Source organism: Leifsonia sp. McL0627, assembly GCF_058244615.1.
Genome location: NZ_JBZCGM010000006.1, coordinates 639643 through 658663 on the forward strand (window position 1 = coordinate 639643; position 19021 = coordinate 658663).

At 68.3% G+C, this 19021-nt stretch carries 19 protein-coding genes; 12 read left to right on the forward strand and 7 right to left on the reverse strand.

The genetic code is table 11. The features are described from left to right. Positions 1-59 precede the first annotated feature (59 nt). Positions 60-944, forward strand: a complete 885-nt coding sequence (locus tag AC37TH_RS19025) for an SGNH/GDSL hydrolase family protein (RefSeq protein WP_490765903.1) — start codon at positions 60-62, stop codon at positions 942-944. Here AC37TH_RS19025 and AC37TH_RS19030 read toward each other — a convergent pair. Continuing rightward, the gene (locus AC37TH_RS19030) at positions 919-1734 is read right to left on the reverse strand and encodes a sugar phosphate isomerase/epimerase family protein (RefSeq protein ID WP_490765904.1); all 816 of its coding nucleotides are present in this window, start codon (positions 1732-1734) and stop codon (positions 919-921) included. The genes AC37TH_RS19025 and AC37TH_RS19030 overlap by 26 nt on opposite strands. A gap of 198 nt (positions 1735-1932) precedes the next feature. On the opposite strand from AC37TH_RS19030, the gene otsA reads away from it, so the two are divergent. Further along, positions 1933-3411, forward strand: coding sequence for an alpha,alpha-trehalose-phosphate synthase (UDP-forming) (otsA, locus tag AC37TH_RS19035; RefSeq protein WP_490765905.1), 1479 nt, complete (start codon positions 1933-1935; stop codon positions 3409-3411). A 79-nt stretch (positions 3412-3490) separates the two neighbouring features. Continuing rightward, complete coding sequence (gene otsB, locus AC37TH_RS19040) at positions 3491-4315, forward strand: trehalose-phosphatase (RefSeq protein WP_490765906.1); 825 nt, start codon at positions 3491-3493, stop codon at positions 4313-4315. 17 nt (positions 4316-4332) lie between these two features. Here the strand turns inward: otsB and AC37TH_RS19045 are convergent, their stop codons facing one another. The 4 genes from AC37TH_RS19045 to AC37TH_RS19060 form a co-directional block, all read right to left on the reverse strand. After that, positions 4333-4605, reverse strand: coding sequence for a hypothetical protein (locus AC37TH_RS19045; protein WP_490765907.1), 273 nt, complete (start codon positions 4603-4605; stop codon positions 4333-4335). 272 nt (positions 4606-4877) lie between these two features. Beyond that, positions 4878-5435 carry a hypothetical protein gene (locus AC37TH_RS19050; RefSeq protein ID WP_490765908.1) on the reverse strand — a complete coding sequence of 186 codons (558 nt, stop codon included), beginning with the start codon at positions 5433-5435 and terminating at the stop codon, positions 4878-4880. Further along, positions 5432-7306 (reverse strand): alpha/beta hydrolase, encoded by a 1875-nt coding sequence (locus tag AC37TH_RS19055; RefSeq protein WP_490765909.1) that lies wholly within the window; start codon positions 7304-7306, stop codon positions 5432-5434. The genes AC37TH_RS19050 and AC37TH_RS19055 overlap by 4 nt, the downstream gene beginning before the upstream one ends. 16 nt (positions 7307-7322) lie before the next feature. Further along, the gene (locus AC37TH_RS19060; RefSeq protein ID WP_490765910.1) at positions 7323-7577 is read right to left on the reverse strand and encodes a hypothetical protein; all 255 of its coding nucleotides are present in this window, start codon (positions 7575-7577) and stop codon (positions 7323-7325) included. 156 nt (positions 7578-7733) lie between these two features. On the opposite strand from AC37TH_RS19060, the gene ilvD reads away from it, so the two are divergent. From ilvD to AC37TH_RS19085, 5 genes are all read left to right on the forward strand, one after another. After that, positions 7734-9428, forward strand: coding sequence for a dihydroxy-acid dehydratase (gene ilvD / locus AC37TH_RS19065; RefSeq protein ID WP_490765911.1), 1695 nt, complete (start codon positions 7734-7736; stop codon positions 9426-9428). Between the two features lie 49 nt (positions 9429-9477). Next, positions 9478-11286 carry an acetolactate synthase large subunit gene (locus AC37TH_RS19070; protein ID WP_490765912.1) on the forward strand — a complete coding sequence of 603 codons (1809 nt, stop codon included), beginning with the start codon at positions 9478-9480 and terminating at the stop codon, positions 11284-11286. A gap of 3 nt (positions 11287-11289) precedes the next feature. Continuing rightward, entirely contained in the window at positions 11290-11799 is a 510-nt protein-coding gene (gene ilvN / locus AC37TH_RS19075; protein WP_490765913.1) for an acetolactate synthase small subunit, read from the forward strand. A gap of 40 nt (positions 11800-11839) precedes the next feature. Next, positions 11840-12868, forward strand: coding sequence for a ketol-acid reductoisomerase (ilvC, locus tag AC37TH_RS19080; protein ID WP_490765914.1), 1029 nt, complete (start codon positions 11840-11842; stop codon positions 12866-12868). 135 nt (positions 12869-13003) lie between these two features. Continuing rightward, positions 13004-13732 (forward strand): copper homeostasis protein CutC, encoded by a 729-nt coding sequence (locus tag AC37TH_RS19085; protein WP_490765915.1) that lies wholly within the window; start codon positions 13004-13006, stop codon positions 13730-13732. Positions 13733-13752: 20 nt separating this feature from the next. Here AC37TH_RS19085 and AC37TH_RS19090 read toward each other — a convergent pair whose 3' ends face one another. Next, entirely contained in the window at positions 13753-14214 is a 462-nt protein-coding gene (locus tag AC37TH_RS19090; RefSeq protein ID WP_490765916.1) for an anthrone oxygenase family protein, read from the reverse strand. 61 nt (positions 14215-14275) lie between these two features. Between AC37TH_RS19090 and AC37TH_RS19095 the strand changes: the two genes are divergently transcribed. After that, positions 14276-14983: a TetR family transcriptional regulator gene (locus AC37TH_RS19095; RefSeq protein WP_490765917.1), complete on the forward strand. Its 708-nt coding sequence runs from the start codon at positions 14276-14278 to the stop codon at positions 14981-14983. Here AC37TH_RS19095 and AC37TH_RS19100 read toward each other — a convergent pair. Beyond that, on the reverse strand, positions 14952-15341 hold the full coding sequence (locus tag AC37TH_RS19100; protein ID WP_490765918.1) for a DoxX family protein: 390 nt from the start codon (positions 15339-15341) through the stop codon (positions 14952-14954). The two genes, AC37TH_RS19095 and AC37TH_RS19100, sit on opposite strands and share 32 nt — an antisense overlap. A gap of 260 nt (positions 15342-15601) precedes the next feature. On the opposite strand from AC37TH_RS19100, the gene serA reads away from it, so the two are divergent. The 3 genes from serA to AC37TH_RS19115 all read left to right on the forward strand — a co-directional run bounded on the left by serA (position 15602) and on the right by AC37TH_RS19115 (position 18999). Further along, a complete protein-coding gene (serA, locus tag AC37TH_RS19105; protein WP_490765919.1) occupies positions 15602-17194 on the forward strand; it encodes a phosphoglycerate dehydrogenase in 1593 nt (530 codons plus the stop codon). A gap of 136 nt (positions 17195-17330) precedes the next feature. Beyond that, positions 17331-17696, forward strand: a complete 366-nt coding sequence (locus AC37TH_RS19110; RefSeq protein ID WP_490765920.1) for a YciI family protein — start codon at positions 17331-17333, stop codon at positions 17694-17696. A 34-nt stretch (positions 17697-17730) separates the two neighbouring features. Next, positions 17731-18999 carry an RNA polymerase sigma factor gene (locus AC37TH_RS19115; protein WP_490765921.1) on the forward strand — a complete coding sequence of 423 codons (1269 nt, stop codon included), beginning with the start codon at positions 17731-17733 and terminating at the stop codon, positions 18997-18999. Positions 19000-19021 lie beyond the last annotated feature (22 nt).

The following is a 19021-nucleotide window of genomic DNA, read 5'->3' on the forward strand; positions in this document are numbered from 1 at the left end:
GAGCCGCTGCACACCCGGCGTCGAGCGGGCATCAAGGATGCACCGCTAACGTTGATCGGATGCGACGCAGAGCCATCGTCATCCCGATCATCGCGGTCGTCGCTGTCGGCGCGCTCGCCGGCGGTGCGGCGCTCGCCTGGTCGGCCTCCTCGGACCACCGCGGAACCACCGACGCCGTCGCCCCGGCGCGGTCCACCCCGACGCCGACTCCAACTGTCGACCCGTTCCCGAAGGAGCCGCTGACCGCGCAGACGCGCTACGTCGCACTCGGCGACTCGTTCGCCGCGGGGATGGGCGCGGGAGGCGAGACGGGCAAGTGCGTCAGCAGCCCGAAGAGCTATCCCGACATCTTCGCCGAGGCCTCCGGCGTCGACCTGATCGCCAACGCGTCCTGCAGCGGCGCCACCACCTCCGACCTGCTGAAGCGGCAGCTCATCGCCCTCGACGACCGCACCGACCTGGTCACGCTCAGCATCGGAGGCAACGACCTCGGCGTCGCCGACATCGCTTCGGACTGCGCGGCGGGCAAGGCCATCCCGTGCCGCAACGAACTGTCCAGCGCCCTGTCGCTGCTCAACGTGCTGCCCGACCGGCTGTCCGCGGTGTACTCCGCCGTCGCGCAGGCGGCGCCGAACGCCCGCATCGTGGTCACCGGCTATGCGCTGCTGTACGACGCGACCGACCCGAACGCGCCCGACTTCGGTCTGGCGGCGGCCATCAACGCAGCGACCGTCGGCCTCAACGAGGTGATCCGCACGGCGGTCGACGCGCAGCGGGCCAAAGGCGTGCCGATGAAGTACGTCGGCGTCGACTTCGACGGGCACGGCATCGGCACCACGGCTCCCTGGATCAACACGAAAGGGTTCGCCGCGTTCCACCCGACGGCTGCCGGCTACCGCGAGTACGCGCGCGAACTGGTCAGGACGCTGGGGACGGCGCGGTAGCCGACCCGGTGTGCTCGCGGGCGAACGCGACGGTCTCCTGGAGCATCGCCAGCCGTTCGTCGTCGGTGCGCGCCTTGCGGGTGTTGACCTCGGCGACGATGCTTCCCGTCCAGCGCCGGGCGGCGAGCAGCTGGAGCACCTCGGCGACGGGCTCACCGCCGTGCCCGGGCAGCAGGTGCTCGTCGAACACCCGGTTCTCGTCGAGCGGGCCGGAGCCGTCGCAGAGGTGGACGTGGCGGAGCCGGTCGCCCAGCTCTGTGGCCAGCCCGAGGGAGTCGACGCCGCTGAGCGCGGCGTGCGAGAAGTCGAGGGTGACGGCATCGCAGTCCATCGGCGCCGGGTTCCAGCCGGGGGAGTATGCCGCGAGCGCGCGGCCGGCGAGCTTCCACGGGAACATGTTCTCGACGGCGATCTGCACGCCGCTCGACTCCGCCGTCTGCCGGACGATGGAGAGGAAGTCCTCCGCATAGCCCGCCTGCCAGCGGAACGGTGGATGCACGACAACGGTGTCCGCGCCGACCGCTGCGGCTAGTTCCGCCGACCTCTCCAGCTTCACCCGCGGGTCGCGGCCCCAGACGAAGTGCGTCAGCAGCAGCACCGGGGCGTGGATGGACAGGATCGGCATGCTGTAGCGCTCGGAGAGGGCGAGCAGCGCATCCGTGGTCTGGGTGGTCTCGTCGCGGGTGACCATCACCTCCACGCCGTCGTAGCCGGCCTCCGCAGCCAGGCGGAAACCGTGCTCGATCGTCAGCGGGTAGACGCACGACGTGCTCATGCCGATTCGCATCACGGGCGCCACTGTACTCACGAGGCCTGAACGCAGCATGACCGCCCGGAGAACGACCCACGGACCGGGCTAGAACACGCTGGTACCCTGGCATATAGTGCGCAATGACCGCGACATCGACGGATTGGACACACCATCTCCCCTCACCAAGCACCTTCCACGAGCACCGGATCCAGCACGGACGGCGACACGTACGACCTCGTGATCGTCTCCAACAGGCTCCCCGTCGACCGGGTCACCGACGACGATGGAACCGCGAGCTGGCGGCCGTCTCCTGGAGGGCTTGTCGCAGCGCTGGAGCCCGTTATGCGCGCGGAGGAAGGGGTCTGGATCGGCTGGGCCGGCGTCGCGGACGAGGATGTCGAGCCGTTCGAGGCCGACGGGATCAACATCCACCCGGTGCGGCTCAGCGAGCAGGACCTGCAGGAGTACTACGAGGGCTTCTCCAACGACACCCTGTGGCCGCTCTACCACGACGTGATCGCGCAGCCGAGCTTCCACCGCGAGTGGTGGGACACCTACGTGAAGGTCAACCAGCGGTTCGCGGATGCGGCCGCCGCCTCATCGGCGAGGGGCGCCGTGGTCTGGGTGCACGACTACCAGCTGCAGCTCGTCCCCGCGATGCTCCGGGCGCAGCGGCCGGACCTTGTGATCGGCTTCTTCAACCACATCCCGTTCCCTCCCTATGGCATCTACTCCCAGCTGCCGTGGCGCCGCCAGATCATCGACGGCCTGCTCGGCGCCGACGTGATCGGATTCCAGCGGGTCGCGGACGCGGGCAACTTCTCCCGCGCGGTCCGTCGCTTGAAGGGCTACGAGACGCGCGGCCCCATCATCGAGGTGCCGATCGACTCCGACGATCCGGATGCCGGGTCCCACCGCCACGTGACCACCAACAAGCACGGCGGCCTGGCGCGCACGGTCCTCGCCAGGCAGTTCCCGATCTCCATCGACGCCGACCGCTACCAGGAGATGGCCAGGCGCCCGGAGATCCAGGAGCGCGCCAGGCAGATCAGGGAAGAGCTCGGCAACCCGGAGAAGATCCTGCTCGGCGTCGACAGGCTCGACTACACGAAAGGCATCGGGCACCGCCTCAAGGCGTTCGGCGAGCTCCTCGCCGAGGGCACGCTCGACTCCGAGCACGTCACCCTCGTGCAGGTCGCCAGCCCGAGCCGCGAGCGCGTCGAGACGTACATGCAGCTCCGCGACGAGATCGAGCTGACGGTCGGCCGCATCAACGGCGACTACTCGACCCTCGGCCACACCGCCATCGCCTACCTGCACCACGGCTACCCGCGCGAGGAGATGGTCGCCCTCTACCTCGCCGCCGACGTGATGCTCGTCACCGCCCTCCGCGACGGGATGAACCTGGTCGCCAAGGAGTACGTCGCCACCAGGGTCGACGACGACGGCGTCCTCGTGCTCAGCGAGTTCGCCGGGGCCTCTGACGAACTGCGCCAGGCGCTCCTGATCAACCCGCACGACATCGAGGGGCTGAAGGAGACCATCCAGCAGGCCGTCGCCATGCCGCGTCGGGAGCGGACCAGGCGGATGCGCGCCCTGCGCAAGCGCGTCCTCACCAACGACGTGGCCAAGTGGTCCGCATCGTTCCTGGACGCACTGACCAGCAGCGCGCACGGCGACCACCCGCTGCAGAACCCGCCGGTCAACCGGCGCTGAGCCGCCCCGCGCCGATCCCGCGTGCGCCGTCCGGCGCCTCCTGCACCAGCACCACACCGGCACGACCAGAGAAAGCAGCATGACAGAGACAGCCCCAGCAACACCGTCCGCCTCCGCCGTCGCCCTCGTCGACGCCCTCCGCGCCTTCTCCTCGACCGAGCGGATGCTCCTCGCGCTCGACTTCGACGGCACCCTCGCGCCGTTCGTCGACCGGCCGAAGGCGGCCAGGATGCTCCCGCAGGCCAAGGAGGCGCTCGACCGTCTGGAGGCCATGCCGAACACCTGGGTGGCCTACATCTCGGGGCGCCCCCTGTCGAGCCTGGAGATCGTGACCGAAGCCGATCCGGATGCACTCCTCATCGGTTCACACGGCGTCGAGATCCGGTTCGGCCGCGACGGCGTCTCGCTCGACCTCAGCGTGCAGGAGCAGGAGACGCTGCAGAAGCTCGGTGAAGCGCTCGGTGCGCTCGTGGAGTCGACGGAGGGGACGCGCCTGGAGACGAAGCCGGTCGGGTACGGCGTGCACTACCGGCTGCTCGACGAGTCGGAGGGTCCGAAGGTGGTCGAGGCCGCGTACGCGGCGGCCGCCTCGGTCAGCGATGACCTCACCATCCGCGACGGCAAGGACATCATCGAGTTCTCCGTGCGCGGTGCGAACAAGGGCGACGGGATCGAGCGCCTGCGGGAGTACACGAAGGCCACGGCCGTGCTGTTCGCCGGTGACGACGTGACGGACGAGGACGGCTTCCACGTGCTCCGCCCGGGAGCCGGCGACGTCGGCATCAAGGTGGGCGAGGGCGACACAGCCGCGCAGTTCCGCCTCGCCGACGAGAAGGCCGTCGCGACGATGCTGGGCCTGCTGGCTGACGCGCGCCAGGCGTATGGGGAGACTCCGCAAAGCTGACACGGGGACCGCCGGGTTCATCGGTCTATTGCGGTGCACTCGCTTTGGACAGAGATTCCGAGCACTTCGGTGCTCGCGAAGAAGGAGAGCCCTGCGTTGTTGGCGAAGTCCACGATGATGGAGTGCCCGTGGGTGATGTCCTGTTCGGGTGGTCCGATTTGGCGAATGGTGTAGCCGAGGCTTTCCCAATGGGCGCGCACTTTCGCGACATGGGCGAACGGGTCGAGTTCGGTGCTGGGCGGTGGGTCCTGCCTGAGGTCGATGGAGTATTGTTCGGCGGTGCCGGTCATGTCGCAGGGGTCCGGGTGACTCCACGGGGACAGGTTGGTGGGGTCGAAGACGCCAGGAGGGGATCCCAGGTCGAGCCATGCGCCTCCGACGAGTTGCACGAGCTCGCTGGTTTGCTTCACGGTTGCGTGGAGCAGTTCGGCGTGGGGTTTGGTCGACAGTCCTTCGGGTGGGGACAGGGGGTCGCCGCTCGGACCTCCCACTGGGACGCAGCCGGTCATCGCGGTGAGGACGGCGGCTGTGGCCACAATGAACCGGACAACTCGATGTGGTGTCATTTGGGTACTGCGGTGCACTCGCTTCGAACGGAGATCGCGAGCACCTCGGTGCTCGCGAAGAAGGAGAGCCCTCCGTTGTTGGGGAGGTCGACGATGATGGAGTGCCCGTGGGTGGTGTCTTGTTCGGGTGGTCCGATTTGTCGGATGGTGTAGTCGAGGCTTTTCCAGTGGGCGCGCACTTTCGCGACATGGGCGAACGGGTCGAGTTCTGTGCCGGGGGGTGGGTCCTGCCAGAGGTCGATGGAGTATTGCTCGGCGGTGCCGGTCATGTCGCAAGGGTCAGGGTGGCGCCACGGGGACAGGTTGGTGGGGTCGAAGACGCCCGGTGGGGATCCGGCGTCGAGCCATTCGCCTCCGACGAGTTGCACGAGCTCGCTGGTCTGCTTCACGGTTTCATCGAGCAGTTCGGCGTGGGGTTTGGTAGACAGGCCGTCGGGTGGGGAGAGGGCGTCGTCGTTGGGGTTGGTCAAGTTTCCTCCTGGATAGGCGCAGCCGGTCAGCAGCAGCGCGATTGTAAGGGTGACGGTGGCGCTGATTCCGGTGCGGTGTTTCATCGCTTTTTCCCTGTTTCGTGGTCGGTGGTGCCGCCGTTGATCTTGCCGTCGAGGCCGAGGGATGATGCGGCAGTGTTGTGGAGTGCTTCGGTGTCTGGGTTGAGGTAGCCGTGTCCTTTGCTGGCGTGTTGGGAGTACCAGGGGCCGTTGTCGGTTCCGTATCCGATGGTGTCGTGTCCGTCGGTGGCGCGGAGGTCGTGTGCTGGGTCGCCTTCGGAGGAGAACTCCCGGGCGCCAAAGGCGCTGTCTCTGGGGTCGCTTCGCCCGGAACCGATCCGGCCCGCTCCTGCGACGTTGTCGCGTGATGCTTCGCTGGCGTAGACGTGGTTGCCGCCCCCGTCGACGTGCAGATCGTCGACGCTATGGATGCTCCCTTCCACTCCGGCCGAGGCCAGCAGCACGACCGATTGCACGTTGTGGGCGACGTCGCTGACGGCGTTGGTGACCACGGTGGTGCCGTAGGAGTGTCTGACGACGGCGGTGTGGGGTTCTTTGTTGCCGCCCAGGATGGTGTCTGCCGCCCACTGTCCGTCCAGTTCGTGGGAGAGGCGGGCGGCACCGTCCCGCGCCCGGTCTCCGTGGAGGACCGAGCCCAGATCGGGGGAGTCGTAGCCGATCCACGCCACCACCATGTGACTAATTCCGCGCTCCAAGGACTTCTGCTTCTTGTAGATGTTGAGTGCTGCGCCAGTCCACCCGGTGAGGCGGTCGGGTTCGCCGAGTGCGCTGTCCATACCGGGGACCGCCCAGGTGACCTTCCCGGACTTCTCTGCGCTGGTCTCGCCGATCGCGATAGCCGCGAGTGGTGGCTCGTGACGGATGTTGTACGACAACAAGCCGCGTGGTGGTGTCAGCTCCTTCGCGAGCTTCTCGAAGTCCAGCAACGGGCCGGAGAATTCGTTCACTCGGAGGGCTTTGAGGATGTCCTGCATCACGATCGCCTGCGGCGAGTCCGCCGCGATTGTTCCGTCGTAGAGGTCGCGTTGGAGCTGGATCATGTTGGCGTGGATGCGGGTGTCGGCGTCGAGGCCGGGGAGGTTGCCGATGATCGACGGCACGGCCTGGCACCACTGTTCCCGCTCCTCGGGGCTGAGCTGCTTCCACCAGGCCGCGACCTTCTCCGGAGGAGGCGGGGAATCCCACAGCGTTTGCGCCAGGTCTGGACGCGCGGCGAGCAGTTTCCGGACCTGGTCAGGGCCTTGGGAGGTGAACAGGTCCATCGCACCGGCGGGGTGCGTGACCGCCGTCAGCATGATGGTGACCTCGGCGAAGTCCTCCAGTTCAGGCCGGGTCGCAGCGGGGAGCGCGCCGTCCAGGGTGGCGTCCAGCTGGCGCACGAAGACCTGTTCTGCGGCGTCGTACTGGTCCTTGGCTCTTCGGGCCTGAGCGCGGGCATCGTCCAGACGCAGTTGCGCGTCGTTGAGCCGGAAGCGCGCGTCGATCAGTTCGATGTCCGCTGTCGGGAGGGTGGTGTGGTCGGCCATCGACAGTCCGACGGCGGCCTCCGCCAGCGCGAGGTCCGCTTGCGCTTCCTCGGCGGCCCGCAACGCGCGGTCGGCGGCTTCCTGGGTCTCCCAGAGGGCGCCCGCCCAGGAGCGCGCGGCATCAGCGCCGTCGCGGTGCCGGGCGGCAGCGACCCGGAAGCCGTCCGTCACGGTCAGCAGCCGCTCGGCGAAGACCTCCGCCGCCACCCCCGACCACTGCGGTGCCACAAGCGAGACGTGCACCCGGCCCACCGCCTCCGACTGGTGCCACAGCCGCTCTGCGGTCGCCCGCAACTCGACAGCGAGCGACTCGACGACCTCGACTGTGCCCGGCGTCGGATCCTCCTCGAAACCGACGGGAGACCAGTCCCACGCGCTAGATCGCACGAACGGCTCCGTCGAACTACTTCGCGCTGTCGGCGTCACGCCTCTCGTACGCGTCCGCCGACGAGCGAAGGATGTGCTCGAAGGCGTCCAGGCTGCTCGCCAGCGCCGAACGGCCCTGCTGCCAGTAGTCCCCGAATCGCTCCAACGCGCCCGTCGACTGCCACGAACCCAGGTCGTGCGCGTCGATGACCGCATCGTGGCGGTCGTCCTTCACCTCGGCCATCGTCCGCGCGCTCGCCCGCAAGTGGTCGGTGTCGACCGCGACTGTCATCCCCATACTTCCCCCAAAATCACTTTGATAAGAAATATAACATCGAACACGAGAGCATAAAATATAGAACGTGCCACAAGTCTCGCCGGGAGGTGGGTCGCGCGCCCCCAGCTTCATATGACCGGACCGGCATCGAAACGGTCCTAGAGTTGATCCATGCCAGACATCGATTGGAAACCGCGTTCGCGCGTCGTCACCGACGGAATCGAAGCAACCACGAGCCGCGGGATGCTTCGGGCTGTCGGAATGGGCGACGCCGACTGGGAGAAGCCGCAGATCGGAATCGCGAGCTCCTGGAACGAGATCACCCCGTGCAACCTGTCGCTCGACCGCCTCGCGCAGGGCGCCAAAGAGGGCGTCCACTCCGGCGGGGGATACCCGCTGCAGTTCGGCACGATCTCGGTTTCCGACGGCATCTCGATGGGCCACGAGGGGATGCACTTCTCTCTCGTCTCCCGTGAGGTCATCGCCGACTCCGTCGAGACCGTCATGATGGCCGAGCGCCTCGACGGCACGGTGCTGCTCGCGGGCTGCGACAAGTCGCTGCCGGGCATGCTGATGGCGGCCGCCCGCCTCGACCTCTCCGCCGTCTTCCTCTACGCGGGCTCCATCGCCCCCGGCTGGGTCAAGCTCTCCGACGGCACGGAGAAGGACGTCACGATCATCGATTCCTTCGAGGCCGTCGGCGCCTGCAAGGCGGGCAAGATGAGCGAAGAAGACCTCAAGCGCATCGAGTGCGCCATCGCTCCCGGTGAGGGCGCCTGTGGCGGCATGTACACCGCCAACACCATGGCCTCCGTCGCCGAGGCGCTCGGCATGAGCCTCCCGGGCTCGGCCGCTCCGCCCTCGGCCGACCGCCGCCGCGACTACTTCGCCCACCGCTCCGGCGAGGCCGTCGTCAACCTGCTCAAGCTCGGCATCACCGCGCGCGACATCCTCACCAAGAAGGCGTTCGAGAACGCCATCGCGGTGGCGATGGCGTTCGGCGGCTCGACCAATGTCGTGCTCCACCTCCTGGCCATCGCCCGCGAGGCCGACGTCGATCTCACGATCGACGACTTCAACCGCATCGGAGACAAGGTCCCGCACATCGGAGACCTCAAGCCGTTCGGCAAGTACGTCATGAACGACGTCGACCGCCACGGCGGCGTGCCCGTCGTCATGAAGGCGCTGCTCGACGCCGGGCTCCTGCACGGCGACTGCCTCACCGTCACCGGCAAGACCGTCGCGGAGAACCTCGCGGAGATCAACCCGCCCGCTCCGGACGGCGAGGTCATGCGCTCGCTCGACAACCCCATCCACGCCACCGGCGGCATCACGATCCTCAAGGGATCGCTCGCTCCGGAGGGCGCCGTCGTCAAGACCGCCGGCTTCGACGCCGAGATTTTCGAGGGTCCTGCCCGCGTCTTCGAGCGCGAGCGCGGGGCGATGGATGCGCTGACCGAGGGCAAGATCAACGCCGGCGACGTCGTCATCATCCGCTACGAGGGCCCCAAGGGCGGACCGGGCATGCGCGAGATGCTCGCCATCACCGCAGCCATCAAGGGCGCGGGGCTCGGCAAGGATGTACTACTATTAACAGACGGACGATTCTCAGGCGGCACAACCGGCCTCTGCATCGGCCACATAGCACCCGAAGCGGTGGACGCAGGTCCTATCGCCTTCGTGCGCGATGGTGATCTGATACGGGTCGATATCGCGGCTCGCTCCCTCGACCTACTTGTCGACGAGTCAGAGCTGACCGCCCGCCGTGAAGGCTGGGCGCCTCTTCCCCCGCGCTATACCCGTGGCGTTCTCGCGAAGTACTCCAAGCTCGTGCACTCCGCCGCGGAGGGCGCGGTCACGGGGTAGCTCCGCTTCCTCGCATCATCCGTTTCGTACGTAAGGGACTCGCCCACACATGTCCTCGGAACCCAGTTCTCCTAGCACCGTGTTGCCATCCGCGACGCCTGGTAAGGCATCGCCCGAATCGCTGACGGGCTCGCAGTCCGTCGTCCGCACCCTGGAACTCCTCGGCGTCACCGACGTCTTCGGGCTCCCAGGGGGCGCCATCCTCCCCATCTACGACGCGATCATGGACTCGTCCAAGATCCGTCACATCCTGGTCAGGCACGAGCAGGGCGCCGGTCACGCGGCCGAAGGCTACGCGTCGGCCGCCAACAAGGTCGGCGTGGCCATGGCCACCTCCGGCCCTGGCGCGACCAACCTGGTCACGGCCATCATGGATGCCCACATGGACTCGGTCCCCGTGGTGTTCATCACCGGCCAGGTCTTCTCCACCCTGATGGGGACGGACGCCTTCCAGGAGGCCGACATCGTGGGGATCACGATGCCGATCACCAAGCACTCCTTCCTGGTGAAGAACGCGGAGGACATCCCGTCCACCATCGCCGCGGCCTACCACATCGCGGGAACGGGCCGTCCTGGCCCGGTGCTCGTCGACATCACGAAGGACGCCCAGCAGAACTCGGTGCCGTTCGTGTGGCCGCCCAAGGTCGACCTGCCTGGTTACCGGCCGATCACCAAGGCGCACGGCAAGCAGATCCTCGCGGCGGCCCAGCTGCTCGCCGAGGCCAAGAAGCCGATCCTGTACGTGGGCGGCGGCGTGATCCGCTCCCGCGCATCCCAGGAACTGCTCGAGCTCGCCGAGGTCACCGGAGCACCCGTCACCACCACGCTCATGGCGCGCGGCGCGTTCCCCGACTCGCACAAGCAGCACCTCGGCATGCCCGGGATGCACGGCACCGTTCCGGCGGTGCTGGCGTTGCAGGAGTCGGACCTCATCGTGTCGCTCGGTGCGCGGTTCGATGACCGTGTCACCGGTAACACCTCGCTGTTCGCTCCGAACGCGAAAGTCGTCCACGTCGATGTCGACCCGGCTGAGATCTCCAAGATCCGGATCGCCGACGTGCCCATCGTCGGCGATGCCAAGGATGTCATCGTCGATCTGACCGCCGCGTTCACGGACGCGATCAAGGATCACGAGCCGGACACTGTCGAGTGGTGGACGTACCTGAACGGGCTCCGCGAAGAGTTCCCGCTCGGGTTCGCCCCCACGACGGACGGCCTGCTCGTCCCGCAGCACGTCATCCAGCGGATCGGCGAACTGACCGGACCGGAGGGCGTCTACGTCGCCGGTGTCGGCCAGCACCAGATGTGGGCGGCGCAGTTCATCAAGTACGAGCGGCCCAACTCGTGGCTCAACTCGGGTGGCGCCGGCACGATGGGATACTCGGTGCCAGCAGCCATGGGCGCCAAGGTCTCTCAGCCCGACCGCGTGGTGTGGTCCATCGACGGCGACGGCTGCTTCCAGATGACCAATCAGGAACTCGCCACCTGCACGATCAACAAGATCCCGATCAAGGTCGCGATCATCAACAACTCGTCGCTCGGCATGGTGCGGCAATGGCAGACCCTGTTCTACGACGGCCGGTACTCCAACACCGACCTGAACACCGGTCACGACACCGTCCGCGTCCCCGACTTCGTGAAGCTGGCCGAGGCGTACGGCGCCCTCGGCATCCGCGTCACGAAAGAAGAAGAGGTGGATGCGGCGATCAAGCTCGCGCTGGAGACCAACGACCGCCCCGTGGTCATCGACTTCGTCGTGAGCGCGGACGCGATGGTCTGGCCGATGGTTCCCCAGGGAGTCAGCAACAGCTACGTCCAGTACGCCCGCGACCACAGCCCCGCCTTCGGAGAGGAGTAACCCATGAGCACGCACGTTCTGAGCCTCCTCGTCGAGGACAAGCCTGGTCTGCTGACCCGCGTCGCCGGTCTGTTCGCCCGCCGCGGCTTCAACATCGAATCCCTGGCGGTGGGTGCGAGCGAGGTCGACGGCCTCTCCCGCATCACGGTCGTCGTCGATGTCGAAGAGCTTCCGCTCGAGCAGGTCACCAAGCAGCTCAACAAGCTGATCAACGTCATCAAGATCGTGGAGCTCGACCCTGCGCAGTCCGTGCAGCGCGAGCACCTGCTGATCAAGGTGCGCGTCGACAACACCACCCGCTCGCAGGTGCTCGAGGCCGTCAACCTCTTCCGCGCCCGCGTCGTGGATGTCGCGACGGACGCACTGGTCATCGAGGTCACAGGTGACAGCGGCAAGACCCAGGCGCTCCTCAAGGTGCTCGAACCGTACGGGATCAAAGAGATGGCGCAGTCGGGCCTCCTCGCGATCGGCCGTGGCTCGAAATCCATCACCGAGCGCGTCTTCAAGAACTAACCGTTTACTGCAGCACCACACGAACAAGGAGAATCCACCAGTGGCTGAGATCTACTACGACAACGACGCTGACCTGTCGATCATCCAGGGCAAGAAGGTTGCCGTCATCGGCTACGGCTCGCAGGGTCACGCGCACGCGCAGAACCTCCGCGACTCGGGCGTCGAGGTCGTCATCGGCCTCAAGGAAGGCTCGAAGTCCAAGCCGAAGGCCGAAGAGGCCGGCTTCCAGGTCCTGAGCGCCGCCGAGGCGGCCAAGTGGGCCGACGTCATCGTCGTCCTCGCTCCGGACCAGGTGCAGCGTCACCTCTACGCCGACGACATCCAGCCGAACCTCGAAGAGGGCAACGCGCTCGTCTTCGGCCACGGCTTCAACATCCGCTTCGGCTACATCGAGGCCCCGGAGGGCGTCGACGTCATCATGGTCGCCCCCAAGGGCCCTGGCCACACCGTGCGCCGCGAGTACGAGGCCGGCCGTGGCGTCCCCGTGATCGTGGCCGTCGAGAAGGACGCCACCGGCAACGCGTGGCCGCTCGTCCTCAGCTACGCCAAGGGCATCGGCGGTCTTCGCGCCGGTGGCATCAAGACCACCTTCACCGAAGAGACCGAGACCGACCTGTTCGGTGAGCAGGCCGTGCTCTGCGGCGGTGTCTCGCAGCTCGTCCAGTACGGCTTCGAGACGCTGACCGAGGCCGGCTACCAGCCGCAGGTCGCCTACTTCGAGGTGCTGCACGAGCTCAAGCTCATCGTCGACCTGATGTGGGAGGGCGGAATCGCCAAGCAGCGCTGGAGCGTCTCCGACACCGCTGAGTACGGCGACTACGTCTCTGGCCCGCGCGTCATCGACCCGCACGTCAAGGAGAACATGCAGGCCGTTCTCGCCGACATCCAGTCCGGTGCGTTCGCCGAGCGTTTCATCGCCGACCAGGATGCGGGTGCTCCGGAGTTCCTTGCGCTGCGCGCCAAGGGCGAGCAGCACCCGATCGAGGCCACCGGCCGCGAGCTGCGCAAGCTGTTCGCCTGGAACGCCTCGAACGACGACGACTACGTGGACGGCGAGGTCGCCCGCTGATCGCTTCCTGAGCGATCGGCAGGCGTGCACGCCTGGCTAGTCTGAAGAGGTGCCGTCTCCGCCCAGGGCGGGGGTCGGCACCTCTTCGCTTTTCTGTTCCTGTTGTGACCCAGCTGTGATCCATCGGAGGTTCCCGTGTCCCGTCGTCTCGCCGTCGAGATCGCCGTGCAGGACAGGGCGGGCGTTCGCGTCGCCCTCGACGGCGGCGCCGACCGCATCGAACTGTGCTCAGCGCTCGGGGTCGGTGGCCTCACCCCGTCTGCCGGGCTGATCGACGCCGCCGTGGCCGAGGCGGGCCGCGCGAGCGCGGATGCGTTCGTGCACGTCCTCATCCGGCCTCGCGCCGGCGGGTTCGTCTACGACAGCGACGAGGTGGACCTCGCGGTGGCCGACATCCGTTTCGCCAGGCAGGCCGGCGCATCCGGTGTCGTCGTCGGCGCGCTGGACGCCGTCGGAGCCGTCGACACGGACGCGGTCGCGCGCTTCGTCGAGGCGGCCGGCGACCTCGACGTGACCTTCCACCGGGCGATCGACATCGTGCCGGACCCGCTCGGTGCGCTCGATGCGCTGGCGGCGCTGGGGGTCCGCCGTATCTTGACCTCGGGTGGAGCATCGCGGAGCGTCGACGGCGTCGGGATGCTCACCGCCCTCAGCGCGGCTTCGGCCGGGCGGGTGCAGATCATGGCGGGCGGGGGAGTGGGCGTCGCCGACATCGCGGCCATCGCGGTGACAGGGGTGGATGCGGTGCACCTGTCGGCGCGCACGACCGTCACCGGATCGCCGTCCGGGCCGGGCGGCGGGGACGCGTCGTACGACGTCACCGACGCCGCGGTGGTGCGGGAGGCCATCGCCGCCGCGTCCTGAGCGCGCTGAGGCCGCGCGCGTCAGCGCGGGTACGTCAGAGCGGCCGTCGCGAGCATGGCGAGCGCCACGACGCCCGGGATCACCCGCAGCAGGTGGAACGACACCCAGCGGTCGCGACGTTCGCGCCAGTCGGATGGGAGGGTGTCGACGGTCCAGGATTCGATGGTCTTGACGATCGGCACCTCGACCGCCATCGTCACCACCAGCGTGATCGCGAGCAGCACGAACGCGACGACGCTCAGGATGAGGGTGACCGGGTGGCCGAACGCGGCGACCACAGCAACGGCCGCCACCGAGAGCAGCGTGAGCGGCATCAGCACCGTCATCACCGGTGCGAGGTTCGCGCTCAGCCGGGCCACGAGCGGGAGGAGCACGGCGGGCTCGAACGACGCGATGGTGCGGGTGAGCGCGATCCACGGTCCCCAGTACACGCCGACGACCAACCCGGCGAGCACGATGCTGACGACCAGGAGAGTGGACACGCGAACCCCTTTCAAAAAGTTACAGTGACAGTATAAATAGAGTTGCTGTAAAATCAACGGCGTGAGTGAGCAGGCGGTGGTCTGGGACCAGGACGAGGCGGGGGAGCAGCTGGGCCTCCGCGAGCAGAAGAAGCGCAGGATGCGCCGCCTGCTGTCCGACACGGCCACCGAGCTGTTCGTCGAGCGCGGGTTCGCCGCCGTCCAGGTCGCCGAGATCGCGCGCGTCTGCGGCGTCTCCGAGAAGACGGTGTTCAACTACTTCCCGAGCAAGGAGGCGCTGCTGCTCGACCGCGGCGACGCCACCAGCGCCGGTCTGCGGCGCGCCCTGGCCGACCAGGGCACCTCACCGGCCGCGGCCGTCGCGACGATGCTCGACGACGAGCTCGGCAACCTGACCGACTGGATCGCCGCCCGACCGGATGCGCGCGAGGCGTACCGCAGGACCGCCAGGTTCGGCGCCCTCATCGCCGAGACCCCGTCGCTGCGGGCCCACCAGCACGAGCAGCAGGATGCGCTCGTCGCGCTGGCCGCCGAGCTGCTCGCCGCCCGTTACAGCTTCGACGCCGACGACCCGGAGCCGCGGATCGTGGCCACCGCGCTCGTCGGGCTGGCCGACATCCAGGGCGTCGCCCTGCGCAGGGAGCTCGCGGCCAGCACTCCGGTCACGCTCCTGCGCGCCGCAGTCCGGGCGGACGTGACCCGCGCATCCATGGTGGTCGCTGCGATGGAGGCCGGTCTCAGAGCGCGCAGAACACGCACAGCGCGATGAGCAGCAGCTGAAGCAGCAGGCGCGGGAGGAGCGGGGTCCCGAAGACGCCGAACCGGTCGGGGTGCCGCGCGGCGTACGCGTTCGCGGGGAACACAGCGACCAGGAACACCGCGAGACAGATCGCGGCGGCCACGCGGGTCGCCGGCAGCAGCAGGCCGATTCCGCCCGCCAGCTCGCACACGCCGGTGACGGCGACCAGGACGCGCGCGCCCGCATCGCCGCCCCACCGCATCCGGGGCGGGATCATGTGCGCCATGCCTCGCGCCGGTCCTGGCACGAAGTGCAGGACACCCATTCCCACGAAGACGCACGCGAGCGCGATTCGCACCACCAGTTGAACGACCTCGAACGCACTCACGCCCCCAGTCTGCCGTGCCGCGCCCGCAGGCACGGCGCACGAGTCGTGCCAAACGTGCGGTTTCGGGCGCTCGAACCGCACTTTTCGCACGAGTCGTGCGTGCCGCCGGGGCGCGGAGCGCGGGTGCGTTGAGAGGGTGCGCAGCCCGGCGTAACGCGGCGAAAAGCACCCGTTCCCAGCCGGTAGAGTTGATGCGATCCGCGCCCCAATGGCCTGTGGCGCTTACTCCCAAGTCTGCTCCGACACTAAGGAACTGCCACGTGACAAAGCCGGTCGTGCTGATCGCCGAAGAACTTTCGCCCGCCACCGTCGACGCCCTCGGGCCGGACTTCGACGTCCGCGATGTCGATGGCACCGACCGTGCCGCACTGCTCTCCGCCGTGGCCGATGCGGACGCCATCCTGGTGCGGTCCGCGACGAAGGTCGACGCCGAGGTCATCGCGGCGGCGCCCAAGCTGCGCGTCGTCGCCCGCGCGGGCGTCGGGCTCGACAACGTGGACATCAAGTCGGCCACCAACGCCGGCGTCATGGTCGTGAACGCCCCGACCTCCAACATCATCTCGGCCGCCGAACTCACCGTCGGCCACATCCTGAGCCTCGCCCGCCACATCCCGGCCGCGCACAACGCGCTCGCTCAGGGACAGTGGAAGCGCTCGAAGTACACCGGCACCGAGGTGTACGAGAAGACGGTCGGCATCATCGGCCTCGGCCGCATCGGCGCCCTCATCACCGCCCGCCTGCAGGCGTTCGGCACCAAGGTGATCGCGTTCGACCCCTACGTCACGTCCGCACGCGCCCAGCAGCTCGGCGTCCAGCTGGTCACACTCGACGAACTGCTCGCCGAGGCGGACTTCATCACCATCCACATGCCGAAGACGCCGGAGACCACCGGCATGATCAGCGACGACCAGCTCGCGCTGATGAAGCCGACCGCGTTCATCGTCAACGTCGCCCGCGGCGGCCTGATCGACGAGGACGCGCTCTACCGTGCCCTGTCGACCAAGAGCATCGCCGGCGCGGGCCTCGACGTGTTCGTCACTGAGCCGCCCACCGAGTCGCCGCTGCTGGCGCTCGAGAACGTGGTCGTCACCCCGCACCTCGGCGCCTCCACAGACGAAGCGCAGGAGAAGGCGGGCGTCTCAGTCGCCAAGTCGGTGCGGCTCGCGCTGTCCGGCGAGCTGGTCCCGGATGCGGTCAACGTCGCCGGCGGCGTGATCGACCCGTACGTGCGCCCCGGCATCCCGCTCGTCGAGAAGCTCGGCCAGGTGTTCTCCGGCCTCGCGCACAGCCCGCTCACCAGCGTGGACGTCGAGGTGCGCGGCGAACTGGTCGACTACGACGTCAGCGTGCTGAAGCTCGCGGCGCTCAAGGGCATCTTCACCAACGTCGTGAGCGAGACCGTCTCGTACGTGAACGCTCCGCTGCTCGCCGACCAGCGCGGCATCGAGGTGCGCCTCATCACCGACTCGGTCAGCGAGGAGTACCGCAACCTGATCACCCTGCGCGGCGCGCTCAGCGACGGCTCGCAGGTGTCGGTGTCCGGCACGCTCACCGGTACGAAGCAGATCGAGAAGGTCGTCGAGATCAACGGCTACGACGTCGAGGTCCCGATCGCCGAACACCTCATCGTCATGGTCTACGACGACCGTCCAGGCATCGTCGCCGTCTACGGCCAGGAGTTCGGCGAGGCCGAGATCAACATCGCCGGGATGCAGATCGCCCGGACCTCCGCCGGGGGCAAGGCGCTCAGTGTGCTCACGGTCGACTCGCGCATCCCGGACGGGTTGCTGGAGAAGGTCAAGGTCGCGATCGACGCCGACCTGATGCAGGAGATCGACATCACCGAGTCCTGACCGGACGCGGACCGCTCCGCACGCTTCACGACAGCCCGCAGAATCTTTTTCTGCGGGCTGTCGATTTTCGTTGTTGACTGACGTCGTAGTGGTGTTCACATCCACTGCGCGCGAGCGCGATATCCAAGGAGACATCATGTCGGAGGAATACGTTCTGCTCATCAAGGAACCCAACTGGGACCCCACGGCGATGACCGAGGAGGAGTGGGCGGCCGGGATGGCCGGACACCGGGCCTTCCAGGATGCGGTCGCCGCCGCCGGCGAGAAGATCACCGGGATGAACGCGCTGCAGCCGGCGACCGCCGCCACCAAGATCACCCCGCGCGATGGAGGAACGCCGCTGATCACTGACGGCCCGTTCGGCGAGACCCGCGAGGTCGTGACCGGGTTCTACGGCTTCACCGCCTCCAGCCCGGACCAGGCGAAAGAACTCGCCGCGCTGGTGCCGACCGGCGGCTGGATCGAGCTGTACCCGGTGCTGGTGCTCGACACGGTCAACTGATTGTGCCGGTGGTCACGGCTTGCTTGAATGGGCTGTGACCACCGCCATCGAGAGCGCGTTCCGCACGGACGCCCCGCGCATCCTGGGTGCTGTCGCCCGGACGGCCGGCGACCTGCTGATCGCGGAGGACGCGGTGCAGGAGGCGTTCGCGCGTGCCGTCGCGGAGGCGGCGGCCGGGCGGGAGCCCGCGAACCCCGCCGCGTGGATCACGACGGTCGCCAAGCGCATCGCCGTCGACATGCTGCGCAGGCAGAACACGGCAGCGCGGGCCGTGCCGATGCTGGCTGCTGAGGCGGCGCGCGCTGCCGACCGCGCTGCCGACAGTCAGGCGGAGGCCGACATGCACGCGGACGAGGTGTTCACCGGGGACGAGCGACTGGAGCTCATCCTGCTGGTGTGCCACCCGGAGGTGGCGGAGGAGACGCGCGTCGCCCTCGCGCTGCGCTTCGTCTGCGACGTGCAGACGGCGCAGATCGCGGAGGTCTTCCTGGTGCAGGAGGCCACGATGGCCGCGAGGCTCACCAGGGCGAAGAAGCGCATCCACGATTCCCGGCTGCGCTTCACCGCGGGAGACGACGCCGACCTGACCGCCCGGCTACCGGACGCGCTCACCACCGTCTACCTGTTATACACGATCGGTCACGCCCGCGCCGACGGACGACTGCGCACCGACGCCATCGAGCTCGCCAGGGATGCGCTGCGCCTCCGCCAGCAGGACGACGAGGCGGCCGGGCTGCTCGCCCTGCTGCTGCTCACCGAGGCCAGGCAGACGACCAGACTCTCGGACGCCGACGAGTTCGTCACGCTCGCCGAGGCCGACCGGTCGCAGTGGGACGCCGCGATGCTGGCAGAGGGGGAGCGGCTCGCGACGGCTGCGCTGACCGCCGACGCCCCGGGTGGTCCAGGCCGATTCGCGCTGCAGGCGGGGATCGCGGGGCTGCACGGGATCGCACCGACCTGGGAGGCGACGGACTGGCCGGCCATCGCGCGGCTCTACGACGGCCTGGTGCTGCGCTGGCCGTCGGCGGCGGCACAGCTCGGCCGTGCCGTGGCGCGCGGGTACAGCGCCGACGTCGGGCCGGAGGCGGCGCTGGCGGAGCTGGATGCGCATCCGGAGCTGTTCGACGGGGTGGTGGCGGCGCAGGCGCTCGCGGTCCGCGCGGATCTGTTGCGGCTGGAGGGGGATGGTCGCGCAGCGGAGGCGTACCGGCGTGCGGCGGAGGCAGCCCAGGATGCGCGGGTGCGGCGGTTCCTGCACCGGCGGCTCGCTGAGGTGGCCGAGGAGGGCGGGCTCGGAGCATAGGGCGAGCCCGGCGGATCGGCTC

What these genes read in the sequence shown, in the direction of transcription:
- ilvD (WP_490765911.1), top strand. Translation starts at nt 7,734, where the DNA reads ATGCCAGACATCGATTGGAAACCGCGTTCGCGCGTCGTCACCGACGGA.
- AC37TH_RS19110 (WP_490765920.1), top strand. Translation starts at nt 17,331, where the DNA reads ATGTCGGAGGAATACGTTCTGCTCATCAAGGAACCCAACTGGGACCCC.
- AC37TH_RS19070 (WP_490765912.1), top strand. Translation starts at nt 9,478, where the DNA reads ATGTCCTCGGAACCCAGTTCTCCTAGCACCGTGTTGCCATCCGCGACG.
- AC37TH_RS19060 (WP_490765910.1), bottom strand. Translation starts at nt 7,577, where the DNA reads ATGACAGTCGCGGTCGACACCGACCACTTGCGGGCGAGCGCGCGGACG.
- AC37TH_RS19050 (WP_490765908.1), bottom strand. Translation starts at nt 5,435, where the DNA reads ATGAAACACCGCACCGGAATCAGCGCCACCGTCACCCTTACAATCGCG.
- ilvN (WP_490765913.1), top strand. Translation starts at nt 11,290, where the DNA reads ATGAGCACGCACGTTCTGAGCCTCCTCGTCGAGGACAAGCCTGGTCTG.
- AC37TH_RS19025 (WP_490765903.1), top strand. Translation starts at nt 60, where the DNA reads ATGCGACGCAGAGCCATCGTCATCCCGATCATCGCGGTCGTCGCTGTC.
- AC37TH_RS19045 (WP_490765907.1), bottom strand. Translation starts at nt 4,605, where the DNA reads ATGACCGGCACCGCCGAACAATACTCCATCGACCTCAGGCAGGACCCA.
- otsB (WP_490765906.1), top strand. Translation starts at nt 3,491, where the DNA reads ATGACAGAGACAGCCCCAGCAACACCGTCCGCCTCCGCCGTCGCCCTC.